At 65.5% G+C, this 15,442-nt stretch carries 19 protein-coding genes and 1 pseudogene; 11 read left to right on the top strand and 9 right to left on the bottom strand.

Going from position 1 to position 15,442, the window contains the following annotated elements; all coding sequences use genetic code 11:
* Nucleotides 1-510: a hypothetical protein gene (locus AC5P57_RS20835; protein WP_099551305.1), complete on the bottom strand. Its 510-nt coding sequence runs from the start codon at nucleotides 508-510 to the stop codon at nucleotides 1-3.
* 503 nt (nucleotides 511-1,013) lie between these two features.
* Here AC5P57_RS20835 and AC5P57_RS20830 point away from each other — a divergent pair.
* The 4 genes from AC5P57_RS20830 to AC5P57_RS20815 all read left to right on the top strand — a co-directional run bounded on the left by AC5P57_RS20830 (nucleotide 1,014) and on the right by AC5P57_RS20815 (nucleotide 5,076).
* Nucleotides 1,014-1,940, top strand: coding sequence for an XVIPCD domain-containing protein (locus AC5P57_RS20830; RefSeq protein WP_262235228.1), 927 nt, complete (start codon nucleotides 1,014-1,016; stop codon nucleotides 1,938-1,940).
* 165 nt (nucleotides 1,941-2,105) lie between these two features.
* Nucleotides 2,106-3,251: a YncE family protein gene (locus AC5P57_RS20825; RefSeq protein ID WP_262235229.1), complete on the top strand. Its 1,146-nt coding sequence runs from the start codon at nucleotides 2,106-2,108 to the stop codon at nucleotides 3,249-3,251.
* 144 nt (nucleotides 3,252-3,395) lie between these two features.
* Complete coding sequence (locus AC5P57_RS20820; protein WP_142807129.1) at nucleotides 3,396-3,971, top strand: hypothetical protein; 576 nt, start codon at nucleotides 3,396-3,398, stop codon at nucleotides 3,969-3,971.
* Nucleotides 3,972-4,011: 40 nt separating this feature from the next.
* The gene (locus AC5P57_RS20815) at nucleotides 4,012-5,076 is read left to right on the top strand and encodes an XVIPCD domain-containing protein (protein WP_262235230.1); all 1,065 of its coding nucleotides are present in this window, start codon (nucleotides 4,012-4,014) and stop codon (nucleotides 5,074-5,076) included.
* Nucleotides 5,077-5,138: 62 nt separating this feature from the next.
* On the opposite strand, the gene AC5P57_RS20810 is transcribed toward AC5P57_RS20815, so the two are convergent.
* Nucleotides 5,139-5,555: an XVIPCD domain-containing protein gene (locus tag AC5P57_RS20810; RefSeq protein WP_262235231.1), complete on the bottom strand. Its 417-nt coding sequence runs from the start codon at nucleotides 5,553-5,555 to the stop codon at nucleotides 5,139-5,141.
* Between the two features lie 76 nt (nucleotides 5,556-5,631).
* Nucleotides 5,632-6,111, bottom strand: a complete 480-nt coding sequence (locus AC5P57_RS20805) for a DUF4440 domain-containing protein (RefSeq protein WP_447385336.1) — start codon at nucleotides 6,109-6,111, stop codon at nucleotides 5,632-5,634.
* 221 nt (nucleotides 6,112-6,332) lie between these two features.
* Here AC5P57_RS20805 and AC5P57_RS20800 point away from each other — a divergent pair, with 221 nt between their 5' ends.
* Together AC5P57_RS20800 and AC5P57_RS20795 are read left to right on the top strand one after the other, a co-directional pair.
* Nucleotides 6,333-7,145 (top strand): alpha/beta fold hydrolase, encoded by an 813-nt coding sequence (locus tag AC5P57_RS20800; RefSeq protein ID WP_262235233.1) that lies wholly within the window; start codon nucleotides 6,333-6,335, stop codon nucleotides 7,143-7,145.
* 9 nt (nucleotides 7,146-7,154) lie between these two features.
* Nucleotides 7,155-7,328, top strand: a complete 174-nt coding sequence (locus tag AC5P57_RS20795) for a hypothetical protein (RefSeq protein WP_180853052.1) — start codon at nucleotides 7,155-7,157, stop codon at nucleotides 7,326-7,328.
* 133 nt (nucleotides 7,329-7,461) lie between these two features.
* Here the strand turns inward: AC5P57_RS20795 and AC5P57_RS20790 are convergent.
* A pseudogene (locus AC5P57_RS20790) lies at nucleotides 7,462-8,141 on the bottom strand (hypothetical protein).
* A gap of 133 nt (nucleotides 8,142-8,274) precedes the next feature.
* On the opposite strand from AC5P57_RS20790, the gene AC5P57_RS20785 reads away from it, so the two are divergent.
* Nucleotides 8,275-8,934 carry a hypothetical protein gene (locus AC5P57_RS20785; protein ID WP_262235234.1) on the top strand — a complete coding sequence of 220 codons (660 nt, stop codon included), beginning with the start codon at nucleotides 8,275-8,277 and terminating at the stop codon, nucleotides 8,932-8,934.
* A 70-nt stretch (nucleotides 8,935-9,004) separates the two neighbouring features.
* The gene (locus tag AC5P57_RS20780) at nucleotides 9,005-9,973 is read left to right on the top strand and encodes a polysaccharide deacetylase family protein (RefSeq protein ID WP_134528603.1); all 969 of its coding nucleotides are present in this window, start codon (nucleotides 9,005-9,007) and stop codon (nucleotides 9,971-9,973) included.
* 3 nt (nucleotides 9,974-9,976) lie between these two features.
* On the opposite strand, the gene AC5P57_RS20775 is transcribed toward AC5P57_RS20780, so the two are convergent.
* From AC5P57_RS20775 to AC5P57_RS20765, 3 genes are all read right to left on the bottom strand, one after another.
* Entirely contained in the window at nucleotides 9,977-10,819 is an 843-nt protein-coding gene (locus AC5P57_RS20775) for a class I SAM-dependent methyltransferase (RefSeq protein ID WP_049428664.1), read from the bottom strand.
* A gap of 127 nt (nucleotides 10,820-10,946) precedes the next feature.
* Nucleotides 10,947-11,270, bottom strand: a complete 324-nt coding sequence (locus AC5P57_RS20770) for a hypothetical protein (RefSeq protein WP_099552531.1) — start codon at nucleotides 11,268-11,270, stop codon at nucleotides 10,947-10,949.
* A gap of 69 nt (nucleotides 11,271-11,339) precedes the next feature.
* The gene (locus tag AC5P57_RS20765; protein WP_262235235.1) at nucleotides 11,340-11,756 is read right to left on the bottom strand and encodes a hypothetical protein; all 417 of its coding nucleotides are present in this window, start codon (nucleotides 11,754-11,756) and stop codon (nucleotides 11,340-11,342) included.
* Nucleotides 11,757-11,847: 91 nt separating this feature from the next.
* On the opposite strand from AC5P57_RS20765, the gene AC5P57_RS20760 reads away from it, so the two are divergent.
* A complete protein-coding gene (locus tag AC5P57_RS20760; protein WP_142807136.1) occupies nucleotides 11,848-12,132 on the top strand; it encodes a hypothetical protein in 285 nt (94 codons plus the stop codon).
* An 86-nt stretch (nucleotides 12,133-12,218) separates the two neighbouring features.
* On the opposite strand, the gene dmeF is transcribed toward AC5P57_RS20760, so the two are convergent.
* Complete coding sequence (gene dmeF, locus AC5P57_RS20755) at nucleotides 12,219-13,199, bottom strand: CDF family Co(II)/Ni(II) efflux transporter DmeF (RefSeq protein ID WP_262235236.1); 981 nt, start codon at nucleotides 13,197-13,199, stop codon at nucleotides 12,219-12,221.
* A gap of 50 nt (nucleotides 13,200-13,249) precedes the next feature.
* Here dmeF and AC5P57_RS20750 point away from each other — a divergent pair, with 50 nt between their 5' ends.
* Entirely contained in the window at nucleotides 13,250-13,534 is a 285-nt protein-coding gene (locus AC5P57_RS20750) for a metal-sensing transcriptional repressor (RefSeq protein ID WP_099485296.1), read from the top strand.
* A 77-nt stretch (nucleotides 13,535-13,611) separates the two neighbouring features.
* On the opposite strand, the gene AC5P57_RS20745 is transcribed toward AC5P57_RS20750, so the two are convergent.
* Nucleotides 13,612-13,983, bottom strand: coding sequence for a MerC domain-containing protein (locus AC5P57_RS20745; RefSeq protein ID WP_014645760.1), 372 nt, complete (start codon nucleotides 13,981-13,983; stop codon nucleotides 13,612-13,614).
* Nucleotides 13,984-14,052: 69 nt separating this feature from the next.
* Here AC5P57_RS20745 and AC5P57_RS20740 point away from each other — a divergent pair, with 69 nt between their 5' ends.
* Nucleotides 14,053-15,378, top strand: a complete 1,326-nt coding sequence (locus AC5P57_RS20740; protein WP_262235237.1) for a GTP-binding protein — start codon at nucleotides 14,053-14,055, stop codon at nucleotides 15,376-15,378.
* Nucleotides 15,379-15,442: the final 64 nt, after the last annotated feature.

Here is a 15,442-nt window from a genome sequence, read left to right as displayed (position 1 = left end):
TCACCCTGCCTCAGCCTGCTTCTGCGGAACAAACAAGCTGCCTAGAACTACTTCTTCGTTCTGTAGCTGAATTCTGTCCGCTGGCATTGCGATGCCAAGTTGAAGCAATGAATTAATCCGAGCGACTGCGATGTAGCGAATGCTCTCAAAAATGCTGGGTTGATTGGAAAATACATTAACCAGTCCCTGCGCGACGGCGCGGATGAATGCAGAAGCTTCATCGGGATTTCCTATTTCCTCTTTGAAATCGATGATCGATTTCAGTACTTCACTGGTACTAAGGTCCAACGTGTAAATTCGCTCACGGCCGTTCTCGTCAATCGCAAGCGTTTCTGTTCCAAAGATGCCAAGCGACGCTACCCGCTCACCGTCACGACGGAAAGTGTATTGATACTCAGTGACTTCGCGTCCATCGGACAGCGTGGCAGGTAGAACCCGCGGGTAAGAAATTCTCACCGCGCTGGGTGCATCGAATGCAGAGTTGGAGTCGGGCCTGAATTCAATGGGCATCGTCTTTTCCTGGGATTGGTACTGATTGGTGCTGGTGATGAATTTGGCGCGCCTGCGCGCTGCTAGTTTCCGCCTACAGGCGCTGTAGCTGCGCAGTGCCAGGAATCACGACATGCGCCCATACACGAACTCCGGCCGAAACCGTTGCAAGGAGGTGGAGTAGGTGTCGCGTCTGTGGCCAAGGTTTGTACCCACAAAGATCCTCCTGACCACACACGACAGAGCGCATTCTGCCCGCTATCCCGTTGGGGGGCTCATCATGCTCAGATTGCGGCACGCGGACTTGCAAAGATGTGTTCATCGGCAATTCCATTGCTCTGTTTCTGAAGAATATACGACTCCCTTCCGCCGCACTTCACATCCTCGGCCTTACGCTGCCGGAATGCACGCTGGTTCACACATTCAGAAAGCCGATCCCGCAGCTTGGGCCTCTCCACCTGCCTCCCATCCCACCTATGCCATCATCCGGCCAGGACCGCAGCACCCATCAAGGCTGAACAGGCATGGAGCAGGCAACACGCTACACCGCAACGCTGTACCTGGCCGCACCCGGCACCCCGCTGAAAAGTGGGGGCATCTCGCCGCGCGGCCACATGTACCTGCAGGTGGCCGCGGGCGACGAGGCCCACAGCTACGGCTTCGCGCCACCGCGCCAGGTGCCGGGCGAAACCCGCACCGGCGTGGAGTACGCGCAGGTGCGCCACGACGATGCCGATGAGCATCTGGACCCGTATTACAGCCGCACCCTGGAAATTACCGAGGAGCACTACGGCTGCCTGCGTGATTTCGCCGAGGAACCGGCCGAGTTCGAGTTCGATGTGGATCGCCCGGCCACCATCAACCGCTGCAGTGATTTCGTATGGGCCGCGCTGCACTATGCCGGCCTGCATCCGCTGCCGGCGCCGCTGGATGGCGGCAGCAACCTGGGCGAGTTCGCGGTGTTGTTCAACCTGCCGGAAATCCAGTGTATTGCCGCGCCGTTCCCTGGTAGCGATCTGAATGCAGAAGCCCACCATGCGATGCCCGAGCGCGAGGCCGAACATCATCGCCAGGGCGACCGCGCCAGCGATGAGCCGCCGCCGACGCCGATTGAAGTGGCCGGCACGCTGTTGGACCCCTCGCACCCGGACCATCGCCTGTTCTCGCAGCTGATCCAGAAAGTGGCCGAACTGGACGCCGCGCATGGCCGCCCGTTCGATGCTGCCAGCCAGCGCATCAGCGCCAGCCTGTTGGTGCTGGCCAAGCAGAACAATCTCTCGCGGGTGGATCACGTGCTGCTCAGCCAGCCGACCCAAAGCAGCCATGCCGCCGAGAGCATCTTCATCGTGCAGGGCGATCGCAATGACCCGGGGCACCGCCGCGCCAGCATCGCCACCGAGGTGGCGGCCACGACCGATGTGGCCGATTCGCTGCGCTTGAAAGAGCAGTAATCCGCGCGCCTGCCATACGCGCGCAGACGCACGCCACGCCCCCCACCTGCTACCATTCCCCCGCTACCCAGCCAGCCCACCCCGCGCAGACAGATGCAGGTCGGGCCGTCGTAGAACGGCCCAGCGAGCCAGGACACCCTCCCGTGCCCATTCAAGGACGCTCGCATGTTCCGTAATCCTCTCTTCCGCTCGGCCGCCCTGGCCGTTGCCGTTTCGCTCAGCCTCGGCGTGCCCTCGGCCTTCGCCGACAACGCACCCGCCGCCAGCGCCGTCGCCGCCGTACAGCGCCAGGCCGTGGCCAAGGGCCTGTACGAGCTGGCCTACAGCCCGAAGCAGAACGCCGTGTTCGTGGCCTCCTCCGGCGGCTTCGGCGATGACGCCGGCCCGGCCCAGGTGCTGCGCCTGAACCCGACCACGCTGGCCGTGGAAACCCGCATCCCGCTGGAGCGCAAAGCCTTCGGCGTGGTGCTGGATGACGCCCACGACCGCCTGTACGTGGGCAACACCGTGGATCTGTCGGTGACCGTGGTCGACACCGCACAGAACAAGGCCGTCGGCACCATCCAGCTGATGGAGAAGAAGACCGGCAAGGACGGCAAGGCTGCCTACACCCACGACCTGCGCGAGCTGGTGGTCGACAGCGCGGCCAACCGCCTGTACGTGACCGGCCACAGCAGCCAGCCGGAGGTGAGCAGCGTGCTGTTCGTGATCGATACGAACACGCTGAAGGTGATCAACACCATTGACGGCCTGGGCAATGCGAAGGCACCGGGCCTGGCGCTGGATGCGGCCAACAAGCGTGTCTACACCAGCAACCTGCTGGCCGATCTGGTGGTGGTGGGCACCGATTCGAACAAGGTGGTGGCGCAGCACAAGATCGCCGCCGAGCAGCCGATGAACATCGCGCTGGACCCGGCCGGCAAGCGCCTGTTCGTGACCGACCAGGGCTCGGAATTCCTGCGTGGCTACCAGGCCAAGAGCAGCGGCCTGGTCAGCAAGCACCCGGGCCAGCGCGTACTGGTGCTCGACCGCAGCACCGGCAAGGAACTGGCCAGCATCCCAACCGATGCCGGCCCGCTGGGCATCCTGCTGGATGCACCGCGCAAGCGCCTGTACGTGACCAACCGCGAAGCGGGCACGGTGACCGCGTACAACAGTGACAGCTACCAGAAGGTGGCCACCTACAAGGTGCCGACCCACCCGAACAGCCTGGCGCTGGATGCTAAGAACAACGTGTTGTTCGTGAGCATCAAGAACGGCGAGAAGGATGACAAGAGCGCTGACGAGAGCGTGGCGCGGATTCAGCTCTGATGCGATGACGCCGGGCCACTCCCGGAGGTTTACCGCGTGAAGAAGGCAGGGTGCAGGCCCTGCCTTTTTCATTGCCCGGTTGCAGTGCCCAACGCCAACCCGCTAGGGTTGAACCCCATGGCAGGGAGCCAAAGGGTCTGAATCATGCTGGGTATCCACCGCTGGCTGCGTGCCGGCCTGATCTTCACGCTGGCGAGCGCACTCGGCGCCTGCAGCAGCCGCGTACCGGATGCGCCGGAGCCGCTGGATCTGGTCAAGCCGATCAACCTTGCCGAGTCCGGGCAAGCGGTGCGGTTCGAGTTCGAGACGAATGCCCGCAACTTCTATTCGGGTCGACCCTATGTGCTGGATCTCGAGGTTCAGCGACATGGGCCCGGGCCTGGCAGTGAGCCTGACATGGACAATGTCCATGTTCCCTTCCAGCTGTCCCTGCAGCGCTGGGTCGCAGATGCCTGGCAGGACGTTGCAACTTCTGATGTCTATCAGGCAAGGGCGCGCAATCTGGGGGAGCCGCTCCCCGAATGGCATGCATCGGCGAATTGGCGCTACGCGCATGAGGTATCGATGGACACCAGCCGATACAGGTTGAGCATCGTCGCCCTGCCGATGGAAACCGATGCCCGCTACCGCCTGGATGTGCGCACGGTGAAGCCCACCGCTGCGCTCCAGCATTACCCGGCGCAGCTGCGGGTTCATGCCGACCCGCTCTCTGGAAAATAGTCGCCACCCCACTGCTGGAAGGAACTGAAGGATTTCTCTTATGGATAAGCCGCGCTACACCGTAGAAATCGTCATTGCCGCACCTGGAACGCCGTTGGTGGACGAGAGAGGGGTACAGAAAGTTGTGGACGGGGTTCCGCAGACATCCGGGCCCGGGCACATGTTCTACGTGCTGCATGGGCCGGACAAGACGACGCGGAGTTTCGGCTTCGCGCCTTCCGAGCATGGAAGCATGAACGGGCCGGGCGAGGTCATGAAGACCGATGCGGGCGAGTACAAGAACCCCCATTACAGCCGCACCCTCGAGATCAGCGAGCAACAGTACAGAAAACTCGAAGCCTTCGGCTCGCACCCGGACAAGTACGGTTTCGATCTTCAATACAAGGATGTGCGCCACAACTGCGTGGACTTCACTTGGGAAGCGCTGAACCACGCGGGCATCGAGCGGAAAAGAAGCATCGACGTGAACGCGCTGGGCGGCGGTATTGGCCAATTGCTTCCCGATGTCCGCATTCCCTTGGAGAGCAAGGGCGCAGGCAAGGATGGCTTCCGGCCGCTGCGCAACATCCACGGCGTGGACAGCATTGATCCGCCGTTTCCAGACAGCGAACTCAATCAGAAGAAAACCAACCCCATGCCCGCGCGCAGCTTCCAGCAGCGCATCCTGAGCGACGCCGAGGGCACCGGCGAGCGTAGCGGTGATCATCTGGCCCGGCACAGCAATGACCCGCTGCTCTCGCAGATCCATCAGGGCGTGGCTCAGCTCGATGCAGAGCGTGGCCGTGCCTTCGACGCCACCAGCGAGAACATCAGTGCCAGCCTGTACGCGCTGGCCAAGGCCAACGGTCTGACCCAGGTCAACCATGTGCTGTTGAGCGATCGCACAGCGCAGGCGGATGTGGCGCAGAGCATCTTCATCGTCCAGGGGGAGCGCAACGACCCGGCACAGTTGCGGGCCAGCATGCTAACGGCGGTAGCCGCGCAGACACCCGCAGAAATCTCCTTCGAGCGCGCTGAGCAGCTGTCGCAGTCTGGGCAGGCGCGCTCGCAGGATGAGCTGCAGCATCGCCAGGTGCAGGAGCAGTCCGGGCCTCGCATGGCGTAGGGCGGCAAGCGTACGGCGAGCCGACGTTCTCGCGCTGGGCCGCCAGTAACACTGGAGCCGGCTCAGCCCAGGCGGTGTGCCGGGTTCTGCTGCTGCTCCTGCTCACGGGCCTGTTGTTCGGGCAGCTGCCCCTTGGCGGGCTGCTGCGGGGCAATGCCCAGCGTCTGCATCGATTCCTCGACCGGCGTCTGTGCGGCCACTGCGGTCGGCATCATCGCCCGCAGATGCGCCGGATTGGCCGGGTCGCCCTGTACCACGAAGATGTTGTGTCCCGCCGGCTGGTTGGCCGTGGCATGGCTGACCAGCACGTGGTCGACCTGCTGCAGGCCCTGTTCGCGCGCGAGCACGGTCAAGCTGGCAGTCAGACGTTCGCTGGTCTGGTCGAACGGGCGGCCATGTTGCGCGTCCAGAGCGGCCACCCCCTGGCGGATCTGCTGGTTGAGGCCGTATTCGGGATGGTTGGGGGTGATCTCTGCCATGGGTCGATCTGCAGCGGTGGGTGGTGATGGACCTGGGCAGTATAGAACCGGCCCGTGAACCACCGCTTCGCGGCGCTCAGTCCGCCGGCCGATGGTCGTAGCTGATCACCCGCTCGGCCAGCCAGCGCCCGTCCACGCGGCGCCAGACCTGGATGAAGCGCGCCTGGCCGGTCCAGTGCTCGACACCCTTTGCATCGCGCTCGTGGAAGCGGTGGTCGCCGATCTCCAGGGCGCGATCGTCGTGCAGCGGAAACACCTGCAGCGAGGTCTCCACCAGTTCGCGGCGCAGGTGGGTGTGGTTGGCGCGCGTGCTCTCGCACAGGGCGGCCACGCTGCGGCGGAAGTCGTCGCGCTTGCTGGCGGACTTGCCCGCCTTGTCATGGAAGAACTCCAAGTCTTCAGTGGTCATGGCCGCGGCCTTGTCGGCGTCACAGTCGTCGAACGCGGCGGCGAACAGCTGCGCGTCGGCCTGACGGATCTGCTCACGCAGTGTTTCGGCAGCATTCGGCGTGGCGGCCAGACCGACAACAAGCAGGGGCAGGGTGAGCAGCAGCATGGCGAGGCTCCAGGGCGGGATTCGCGCAGGCTCGCACGCCGCTCTGGGGGCCGCAGCCGCTCTGCGACGAAACGGGATTTCCAGGGAGTGAATGCCCGCATTGGTGGATCGGCCGGGTGGCGTGGGCTGTGCAGAGGGTGTCATGGCCGCCGGCGATTCCATCACGACCGCGATAGGGCCCGGTCTCTAGCCTGAAATCCTCCCCTTCCACAGGAGCTCCCATGCCCGCCTCCCGCATCCGCCTGCACGTTGAAGATACCGGTGGCGACGGCCGCCCGGTGATCCTGATCCATGGTTGGCCGTTGTCTGCCGATGCGTGGAAACAACAGGTGTCGATCCTGCGCGACGCCCAGCACCGGGTGATCAGCTACGACCGCCGCGGCTTCGGTCGTTCCGACAAGCCGGCCGAGGGCTATGACTACGACACGCTGGCGGCGGATCTGGCCGGGCTGATCGAGGAACGTGATCTGCGCGATGTCACCCTGGTCGGGTTCTCGATGGGCGGCGGTGAGGTGGCGCGCTATGTGGCCAACCACGGCCAGGACCGTCTGCATAGCGTGGTGTTTGCTGCGGCGGTGCCGCCGTTCCTGCTGCGCAGCGACGACAACCCGGAAGGCCCGTTGACCGGGGACAAGGCTGCCGAAATGCGCAGCGGTCTGGAGCAGGATCGCGAGGCCTTCTTCGATGGTTTCACCCGCGATTTCTTCAGTGCCAACGGCCAGTTGATGGTGACCGAAGAAACGCGCCAGGCGGCGATCGCGCTGTGCCATCAATCCGACCAGACGGCGGCGCTGGGTTGCATGCAGGCGTTTGCCACTACCGACTTCCGCGAAGACCTGAAGAAGATCACGGTGCCAACCTTGATCCTGCACGGTGACAGCGACGCGATCGTGCCGTTCGAAGGTTCCGGGCAGCGGACGCATCAGGCGATTGCGGGCAGCGAGGTGGTGATTCTGGAAGGTGCGCCGCATGGCTGCAGTACGAGCCATGCAGACCACTTCAATCTGGCGCTGCTGAACTTCCTGAAGCGGTAAGCTGCGGCCATGCGCGAACCGAAGATGCCCCCGTGGAAGAAGCCCAATCCCAAGGGCCAGACTTCGCAGCCGTTGTCGCCTGCGCAGAAGGCGGCGGCACGGCAGCGTGCGGAAGAGAACGGGCGACGCTACCCGAACCTGGTGGACAACATGTGGGCGGCGAAGCTGCCGCGGGGATCCTGATCTGTAGAGCCGAGCCATGCTCGGCTCCGCACTGCGTCCATCCACGCATGGCGTGGATCTACTGCAACAGCAGCCTGGCCTGGTTCCGGTGCTGCGTGTAGTGCCGAGCCATGCTCGGCTTGCGCGCTCGGCTTTACCGTTCGGCCAGCGGCTTCCAGCCGGGTTCCCGCCAGGGTGAGATCTCGCTCTGGCGGACGGTGATTGCCTCCGTCGGCAGCCCAGCCAGGCGCGCAAGCTCCGCACGCATCACGTCGCCGTCCACAGGCACGGCCGTAGCCACCTGCAGCCGATCACCCTGATGTCTAACCTGTACCGGTAGCGTGGCGTGCGCGTCATGCTCGCCGCCGGTGCGACCGATCGGGTAGCGCATCGTTACCGGCTGTGAGAGCTGCACCAGCGTGGGCTGCAGGCCTGCAGCACAAGCGTTTGCCTTGCTGCGGGAACATGTACTTCAGCAATGGTGGCCGGGTAGCCGGTGATGCTCTCGACCATGACCTGGAAACGCGCGCCATCTGGCATGACAAGTACGGCGGCAACCAGCGCGCAGAGCGAAACGAACACCGCCGCGAGGTTCCAGCTGCGCGGCGCGGTGGCCGGGCGAGTTGCGGTGCGCAGGCTGGGTTTGCGCCGCAGCTTGCGCGCGTAGATGCGCCGGTCCTTCCTGCGTGGGCTGCTGCTGTGTTCCGGCAGGTTCAAAGGAACCCGTGGAAGGCGCGCCACGCGGGCCTTGATCAGGCGCGACAGCAGCATCCACGCGATCACGAACGCCAGCAGCGGGAGCAGCGTTCGCACCCACAGATACAGCGTGACCATCCACAACACCTCTACATACGGCCATCCATGCTTATCCACATCCTACCGGGACCACGCGGCGGTTGTCGTATCCGCCAGCCGACAAGCACAGGGCGCTTGGTTAGGATGGTCCTTTGTTGTCATGGATGAACCGATGGCCTCTGCTGCGTCCCGCTTCTGCCGTATCTGTGGTCCTGGCCCGATCCTGCTGGTACTGCAGGTGGTGGCACTGCTGGCGGTGGCGCTGGCCGCCGGCTTCTTCCACTACCGCGTGGGACTGCTGCTGGAGCCGGTGGATGATTCATGCGGTGGCCCCGACCCGGTCGCGCGCATGCAGGTGGCCGAACAGCTGCTGGCGCGTTCCACGGCCTTGGCGCCGTGGCAGCCGCTGCAGTGGATTCCGATGGCGGGCGTGGTACTGGCGCTGCTGGGCGCGATGTCGATCTGCGTCTACCGGCTGGGGCGCCTGTCGGAGCGCCTGCGACGCGCCAACTGGGGGTTGATGGCGCTGCACGCCGCGATCCTGGCGCTGGCCCTCAGGGCATTGCACCTGTACGACATGGCGTGGACCAGCGTAGCCAAGCTGTCCCCGGCGGCATGCCTGGTGGAACTGGGCGAGCAGGGCCGGCTGCCGCTGGCACAGGCGCAGCAGGTGGTGTTCGAGATCCTCACCCATGAGCACGCGCCACTGCTGCGTAATCCCGATGATTTGGCGCTGGTGCTGGCCGCGTTGATGCTGATGGCGATGGCCGCGGGATTCATGCTGTGGCGGGCGATCGTGCGCGAGCGCCGGGCACAGCCGTCCAGCCCATAGTGGGTGTGTGACCGGCCACGCATCCGCAATCGCGCTAAAGTCCGCACTTCGCCCCTGCAAGGAAGTGCTGATGCGTTGGTTGCTGCGTGCTGTGCCGTTGCTGCTGTGCTCGTTGGCGGTACACGCCGCCGAGGTGGACCGCCGGATTGCGGTGACCATCGACGACCTGCCATGGGCGCGGGTGGACGAGATCGTGCCGCCGGACCTGCAGGCACGACATGAGGCATTGATGGGCCAGCTGCGCCAGGCGGGCGTGCCGGTGGTCGGCTTCGTCAACGAGAACAAGCTTGAAATCGACGGGCAGGTGCAGCCGGCGCGGGTGCAGATGCTGCGCGATTGGCTGGACGCCGGCTATGAGCTGGGCAACCACACGTATTCGCACATGGATCTGAACGCCAAGGGTGTGCCTGCATTCCAGCAGGATTTCCTGCGCGGTGAGACGGTGCTGCGGCCGCTGCTGGCCGAGCGCGGTCTGAAACCGCAGTGGATGCGCCATCCCTACCTGCGGGCTGGGCGCACGCCGGAAGAGCGCGCGCAGATGGACGTGTTCTTCAAGGAGCACGGCTACCGCGTGGCGCCGGTGACCGTCGACAACGGCGAGTGGGTCTGGGCGTTCGCCTACGCCAACGTCATGAACGAGCAGCCCGATTCTCCGGTGCGTGAGGCGACGCTGGCGCAGCTGCGCAAGGGCTATGTGCCCTACATGCTGAACAAGCTGGACTACTACGAGAAGCAGTCGCAGGCACTGCTGGGCCATGCGCTGCCGCAGGTCTGGCTGATGCACGCGAACGAACTCAATGCAGCGACGTTTGCCGAACTGGTGGCGGCGACGAAGCGCCGGGGTTATCGCTTCATTTCGTTGGATGAGGCAATGCGTGACCCGGCCTATGCACGTGGTGCCGAAGGCTACAGCGGCCGCTACGGCCCGAGCTGGCTGCACCGCTGGGCGATGGCGGAGAAGAAACCGAAGGACTTCTACGCCGGTGAACCGGTGGTGCCGGCGTGGGTGATGAAGCTGGCGAAGGTAGACTCGGAATGAAGCTCAGCGCTTGACGGCCAGCACGCCGTCAAGCGCCAGCTCGGCCTTGAAGCCGGCCTTTTCCAGGCGCTTGGCCACTTCGCGCGGCACGTCGCGGCCGCTGGTCAGCTTGTTCGGCGCGCCGGTGTAATGGAACAGCCGGCCGCCCTTGCGGATGACGCGGGCGAGGTGGTCGTAGAACACCTGCGAGTACAGTTCGCCGGCGATGCCGAAGCGCGGCGGGTCGTGCAGGATCGCGTCGACACTGTTGCTGGCCACCTGTTCGATCTGCTGCGAGACGTCGCCGTGGCTGAACTGCAGGCGGCCACCGGCCGCGGCCGAGTCCGGATCCGGCGACCACGGGTTGAGCGTGCGCAGCCACATCACGTCGGCATTCTTCTCGAACGAGCGGATCTGGCCGACACCGGCCTCCAGTGCGCAGGCGGCGAAGTAGCCCAGGCCGCCGCAGGTATCGAGGATGACCTTGCCGGCCGGGGCGACCAGCTCCACCTTGCGGCGTGCATCCTCGAACGGTGACAGTTTGGAGGTCGGCAGCATCTTGATGCCGTCGATCTCGAAGGTCGGAGCGCCCCATTCGGTGGGCACCAGCTTGATCAGCGAGCCGCTGTAGCGCGAGATCGGCGCGAACTCCTCGCCGTCCCAGTAGTACAGCGTGCGGTCCTTCAGCTTGCCCGGCCACGGGTAGGCCTGGCCACGGAAGTGGAAGCCGTCGCCATCCAGCGCCACGCTGTCCTCGCTGCGGCCGAGGTCGAGCGAGCCCTGCCAGTCGGCAGCGCCCTTGTCATGGGCACGGCGCAGGGTGTCGGCGCTGTCGCGGGTCAGCAGGGGGCCGGTGTAATGGGGCACGGCGGGTACCGGGGCGGTTCGGGGGAGGGCATGGTACCGCAGCTGTTGCAGGGGCCACGTGTGGCTGCTGCAGTAGATCCACGCCATGCGTGGATGTAGACGGGGGGAGCCGAGCGTGGGCTCGGCGCTACCGCTGGCGGGTGCAGCTGAAGCCGTGCGTGGTTCCTTCCCCCGAGAGCATGCCGACGCCACGCGACGGCTGCATGCCTACGCGGGCGCACGACCGACGATGGACGTCCTGGGTTTCCGGTGGCTGCCGATCAAAGTCGTAGCGCAGGCTGCCGTCTTCCTGCAGCAGCCAATGCACGGTAACGCGCTCGTGGCGACCATCACCGAGATCCCAGTCCAGGGTGCGCATGATCAGGGTCTGGTCATCGGGCAGCTGCCGGACTTCATCATAGGCACCCTGGGTCTTCGGTGCGCTTACCGCAAGCAGCAGAAACAGCAGCATTGGCATCGCTCCTCAAAGAAGACAGGATGCGCCCATATTGCCCTGAGCCGCCATCAGAATCATGTCGTCTTACGGGCACTTCACCGCATACACCGGCCCAGCCCCGATCAGCATCAACGCCATGTAGTCACTGTCGCTGGCCTTGCCCTTCAGCGATGCGCCCCTGTTGAAGTGGAAGATGCCGAAGCCACCGGCCATGCGGACCAGCGCGCTGTCGATCTGCTCGGCGTCATCGCGGAAATAGCGGCTGATCTCGCTGCGGGAGGCCTTGTGCAGGGCATTGGGTTCGCGCTGCCACTGGTCGCCGCGACTGAAGGAAACGAAGTACTGGCCACCTTCCTTGTCGATGCGGAAGTCGGCCGGCTTGCGCGCGCTGGTGGCGAAACAGCCCTGCAGCGGATCGGCGGAGAACGGGAGCCCGCCGTCACCCCCACAGGCGGTGAGCAGCAGGAGGGCACCGGGCAGCAGCAGGCGGAGCGTGCGCATGGGATGTCCCTACAGGGGCAGGTGCGGCTAGTGTAGGCAGCATGCGGGCACAGCCCGTACAGAAATTCGGCAAGAACAAAGGGGTTTTCGGATGGCGCAGGGCAAGGCACCGTGGTGCGGCATGGCCAGTTGGCTGGGGATCGCTGTGGGTTGGGGGGCTGGCACATTGGCGGCGCAGGCCGCGGTGGCCGCAGGCGGCAATGGCATGGCCGCAGGGCTGGGCGTGGGCGTGCTGGGTGCGGCACTGGTCGGCGGCGGCCTGGCGGTGGCCTCGCGCGTGCGGGGTGAGCGTTGGCCGGGGATCGGCATTGCTGGCGCAGTGATCAGCGCGCTGCCGCTGCTGATGTACCTGCTGCGGATGATGTTGAAGCTCTAGGCGGTAGAGCCGAGCGATGCTCGGCTGATGGCCTGCGACAGCCGAGCATGGCTCGGCTCTACAGATTCGACTGCAGTCACGCAGGATCAGCTGCGGTGAATCTCCACCGTCACGTGCACCAGCTCCTCATGGATGGCCAGTGCGGTGCGCACGGTATCCGCATCAAGGCTGGCATCGCTGGTGACCACGCTGGCACTGACTGCGTACTTGCCACGGCCCACCTGCCAGACGTGCAGGTCGGCCAAGCGTGCCGGCCAGGGGCCCTGTTCGATCACTTCGCGCACTTCGGCCACCACCGGCGCATCCATCTGCGCGTCGAGCAGGATGCGGCCGCTGTCGCGCAGCAGGCCCACCGCCCACACCGTGACCAGTATGGCGCCGACCAGGCCCATCACCGGGTCCAGCCAGGTCAGGCCCAGCAGCTTGCCGCCGAGCAGGGCGACGATGGCCAGCACCGATGTGGCGGCGTCGGCCAGTACGTGCACGTAGGCCGAGCGCAGATTCAGGTCGTGACCGTGCGCATGGCCGTGATCGTGGTGTTCGTGGTGTTCGTGGTCATGCCCGTGATGATGGCCATGGTCATGCCCGTGGTGATGATGCGCGTGGCCCGGGCTGTCGTGCAGCCACCATGCACAGAGCAGGTTCACGCCCAGGCCCACCGCAGCGATGGCGATGGCTTCGTTGTAGTGGATCGGCGCCGGTACCCACAGCCGCTGCAGTGACTGTACCGCCATCAGCGCAGCGACGCCGAGCAGGGCGATGGCACTGGTATAGCCGGCCAGGATTTCGATTTTCCAGGTGCCGAAGGCGAAGCGCGGATCGTGCGCGTAGCGGCGTGCACAGCGGTAGGCGAACACCGAGAGGCCCAGCGCCAGCGCGTGCGAACTCATGTGCCAACCGTCGGCGAGCACGGCTATGGAGTTGAACCACCAGCCGCCGACGATCTCCACCAGCATCATGCCGACGGTGAGCCACAGCGCGCGGCGGGTATTGCGTTCGGCCAGCGGGTTGCCGTCGTCGAAGCGGTGTTCGTGGCGGCGGGCGGCGGCGAGGGCGTCCAGATGCATGGGCAGACCATGGGATGGAAAGATACCCCCATAGGGTATACGATCCCGCCATGGCCCATGTACACAAGAATCGAAAGCAGCTGCTGACCCGGGTACGCCGTATCGGCGGCCAGGTGGCGGCGTTGGAACAGGCGCTGGACAAGCCCGAGGGCGAAGCGGGCGACTGCGCGGACGTGCTGGTGCAGGTCGCGGCGGTGCGCGGTGCCGCACACAGCCTGCTGATGGAGCTGCTGCACGAGCACCTGCAGGAGCACGTGGTGGGTGCCGATGACCCGCAGCAGCGGGCGGACGAGGCCGCGGTGCTGGTCGAGCTGCTGCGCCGCTACGGCAAATAGCAAGGGTAGTGCCGGCCGCTGGCCGGCAACCCCATGAATTCCGCAATCAACCTGCAGTTGCCGGCCAGTGGCCGGCACTACCCGTGCCGGTGCCGCGCATTCCAGATATGCGTCGCCGCCAGCAGCAGGCTGCCGGTGACGGTCATCGGCGTTTCCCAGTCATGCGAAGGTAGCGCCAGCGCGCCGGCCAGCAGCAGCCCGAGTCCGGCGCCAGCGGTGGCCCAGGCCAGCACGGGCAGCGGATGACGGCGCTCGGCCCGCCACAGCGCATAGCCGGTCAGCGGCAGGGCGATGGCCACGAACAGCAGGTGGACCCATTCCGCTTCGGCCCAGGTGCCGAACAGGGGGAGCGCAGCGGCCAGCAGTGGCAGCGCCAGGCAGTGCAGCAGGCACAGGCTGGACAGGGCGACCGCGCCGGCATCAAGCAGGGCGGCAGAAGGCGACTTCATCGGGGGAGGTTCCTTGCACAACAAGTGTTATATAGTAACATTTCCGTTCCGCAGCCAACCCGCTCCGACATGAACACTGTTTCCCGCGCCGACCGTCGCCTTCCGGTCACCGTGCTGTCCGGCTTCCTCGGGGCCGGCAAGACCACCCTGCTCAACCAGATCCTGCGTAACCGCGAGGGCCTGCGCGTGGCGGTCATCGTCAACGACATGAGCGAGGTCAACATCGACGCACAGCTGGTGCGTGAAGGCGGCGCCGAACTGCGCCGCACCGAAGAGACGCTGGTGGAGTTCAGCAACGGCTGCATCTGCTGCACGCTGCGCGATGACCTGCTGCAGGAAGTGCGGCGCCTGGCCGATGCGGGTCGCTATGACTACCTGCTGATCGAATCGACAGGCATCGGCGAACCGATGCCAGTGGCGGCCACGTTCGCGGTGCGCGACGAGCAGGGCTTCAGCCTGAGTGACATCGCGCGCTTGGACACGATGGTGACCGTGGTCGATGGCAGCGCCTTCCTTGCCGATTTCGGTTCGACGCTGCGCCTGGCCGAGCGCGGCCAGCAGGCTGGCCCGGAGGACGATCGCGGTGTGGTCGACCTGCTGTGCGAGCAGGTCGAGTTCGCCGACGTGATCGTGGTCAGCAAGGTGGACCAGGTGGACGACGAAGTGTTGCAGGACACGCTGGCCGTGCTGCGCGGGTTGAACCGCGACGCGAAGCTGCTGCTGTCCCGCTTCGGCGATGTGCCGCTGGCCGAGCTGCTGGATACCGGTCGCTTCGACATGGAGCGTGCGCAACGTGCGCCGGGCTGGGTGAAGGAACTGCGCGGCGAGCACACACCGGAAACCGAGGAGTACGGCATCGGTAGCTTCGTCTACCGCTCGCGACGTCCGTTCCATCCCGCGCGATTCGCGCGCGCGCTGCAGTCGGGCATGCCAGGCGTGATCCGCAGCAAGGGCTGGTTCTGGCTGGCCAACCGCATGGACTGGGTGGGTGAGCTGAACACGGTGGGCGCAGCGACGCGCACGCAGGCGGCAGGCTTCTGGTACGCCGCGCGCGATCGTGTGCGTGCGGGCATCGAGGACACCACACCGCTGCTGCCGCCCACGCCGCTGCCCTACAGCGACCTGGGCTGGGCCCGGCAGCAGGCCGACTGCTGGAGCGCGCCGTTGCCGGGCCTGGAGGAGTTCCCGGATTCGGCCGCGCACGCGGCGATGCAGCGGCTGTGGCACCCGTTGTGGGGCGATCGTCGCCAGGAGCTGGTGGTGATTGGCGTGCACATGGACGAGCGCGCCGTGCGTGCAGAGCTGGATGCCTGCCTGCTCAACGACCAGGAGCTGCGTGCGGGGCCCTTGCTGTGGCAGCAGTTGCCGCAGGCGTTCCCGGTGTGGAAGCGCTGAGCCAACGGCTCCTGTAGAGCCGAGCCCATGCTCGGCTGCTGCAGTAGATCCACGCCATGCGTGG

It is taken from the genome of Stenotrophomonas sp. YJH_SMC_79 (genome assembly GCF_059367995.1).
Note: the sequence above shows the minus strand (reverse complement) of the source record. Positions and strands in the feature narration are given on the sequence as shown.

Coding starts and splice junctions, on each gene's coding strand:
- AC5P57_RS20780 (WP_134528603.1), top strand. CDS start 9,005: ATGCGTTGGTTGCTGCGTGCTGTGCCGTTGCTGCTGTGCTCGTTGGCG.
- dmeF (WP_262235236.1), bottom strand. CDS start 13,199: ATGCATCTGGACGCCCTCGCCGCCGCCCGCCGCCACGAACACCGCTTC.
- AC5P57_RS20820 (WP_142807129.1), top strand. CDS start 3,396: ATGCTGGGTATCCACCGCTGGCTGCGTGCCGGCCTGATCTTCACGCTG.
- AC5P57_RS20750 (WP_099485296.1), top strand. CDS start 13,250: ATGGCCCATGTACACAAGAATCGAAAGCAGCTGCTGACCCGGGTACGC.
- AC5P57_RS20835 (WP_099551305.1), bottom strand. CDS start 510: ATGCCCATTGAATTCAGGCCCGACTCCAACTCTGCATTCGATGCACCC.
- AC5P57_RS20760 (WP_142807136.1), top strand. CDS start 11,848: ATGGCGCAGGGCAAGGCACCGTGGTGCGGCATGGCCAGTTGGCTGGGG.
- AC5P57_RS20810 (WP_262235231.1), bottom strand. CDS start 5,555: ATGGCAGAGATCACCCCCAACCATCCCGAATACGGCCTCAACCAGCAG.
- AC5P57_RS20745 (WP_014645760.1), bottom strand. CDS start 13,983: ATGAAGTCGCCTTCTGCCGCCCTGCTTGATGCCGGCGCGGTCGCCCTG.
- AC5P57_RS20770 (WP_099552531.1), bottom strand. CDS start 11,270: ATGCTGCTGTTTCTGCTGCTTGCGGTAAGCGCACCGAAGACCCAGGGT.
- AC5P57_RS20830 (WP_262235228.1), top strand. CDS start 1,014: ATGGAGCAGGCAACACGCTACACCGCAACGCTGTACCTGGCCGCACCC.
- AC5P57_RS20815 (WP_262235230.1), top strand. CDS start 4,012: ATGGATAAGCCGCGCTACACCGTAGAAATCGTCATTGCCGCACCTGGA.
- AC5P57_RS20740 (WP_262235237.1), top strand. CDS start 14,053: ATGAACACTGTTTCCCGCGCCGACCGTCGCCTTCCGGTCACCGTGCTG.
- AC5P57_RS20795 (WP_180853052.1), top strand. CDS start 7,155: ATGCGCGAACCGAAGATGCCCCCGTGGAAGAAGCCCAATCCCAAGGGC.
- AC5P57_RS20785 (WP_262235234.1), top strand. CDS start 8,275: ATGGCCTCTGCTGCGTCCCGCTTCTGCCGTATCTGTGGTCCTGGCCCG.
- AC5P57_RS20765 (WP_262235235.1), bottom strand. CDS start 11,756: ATGCGCACGCTCCGCCTGCTGCTGCCCGGTGCCCTCCTGCTGCTCACC.
- AC5P57_RS20825 (WP_262235229.1), top strand. CDS start 2,106: ATGTTCCGTAATCCTCTCTTCCGCTCGGCCGCCCTGGCCGTTGCCGTT.
- AC5P57_RS20805 (WP_447385336.1), bottom strand. CDS start 6,111: ATGCTGCTGCTCACCCTGCCCCTGCTTGTTGTCGGTCTGGCCGCCACG.
- AC5P57_RS20800 (WP_262235233.1), top strand. CDS start 6,333: ATGCCCGCCTCCCGCATCCGCCTGCACGTTGAAGATACCGGTGGCGAC.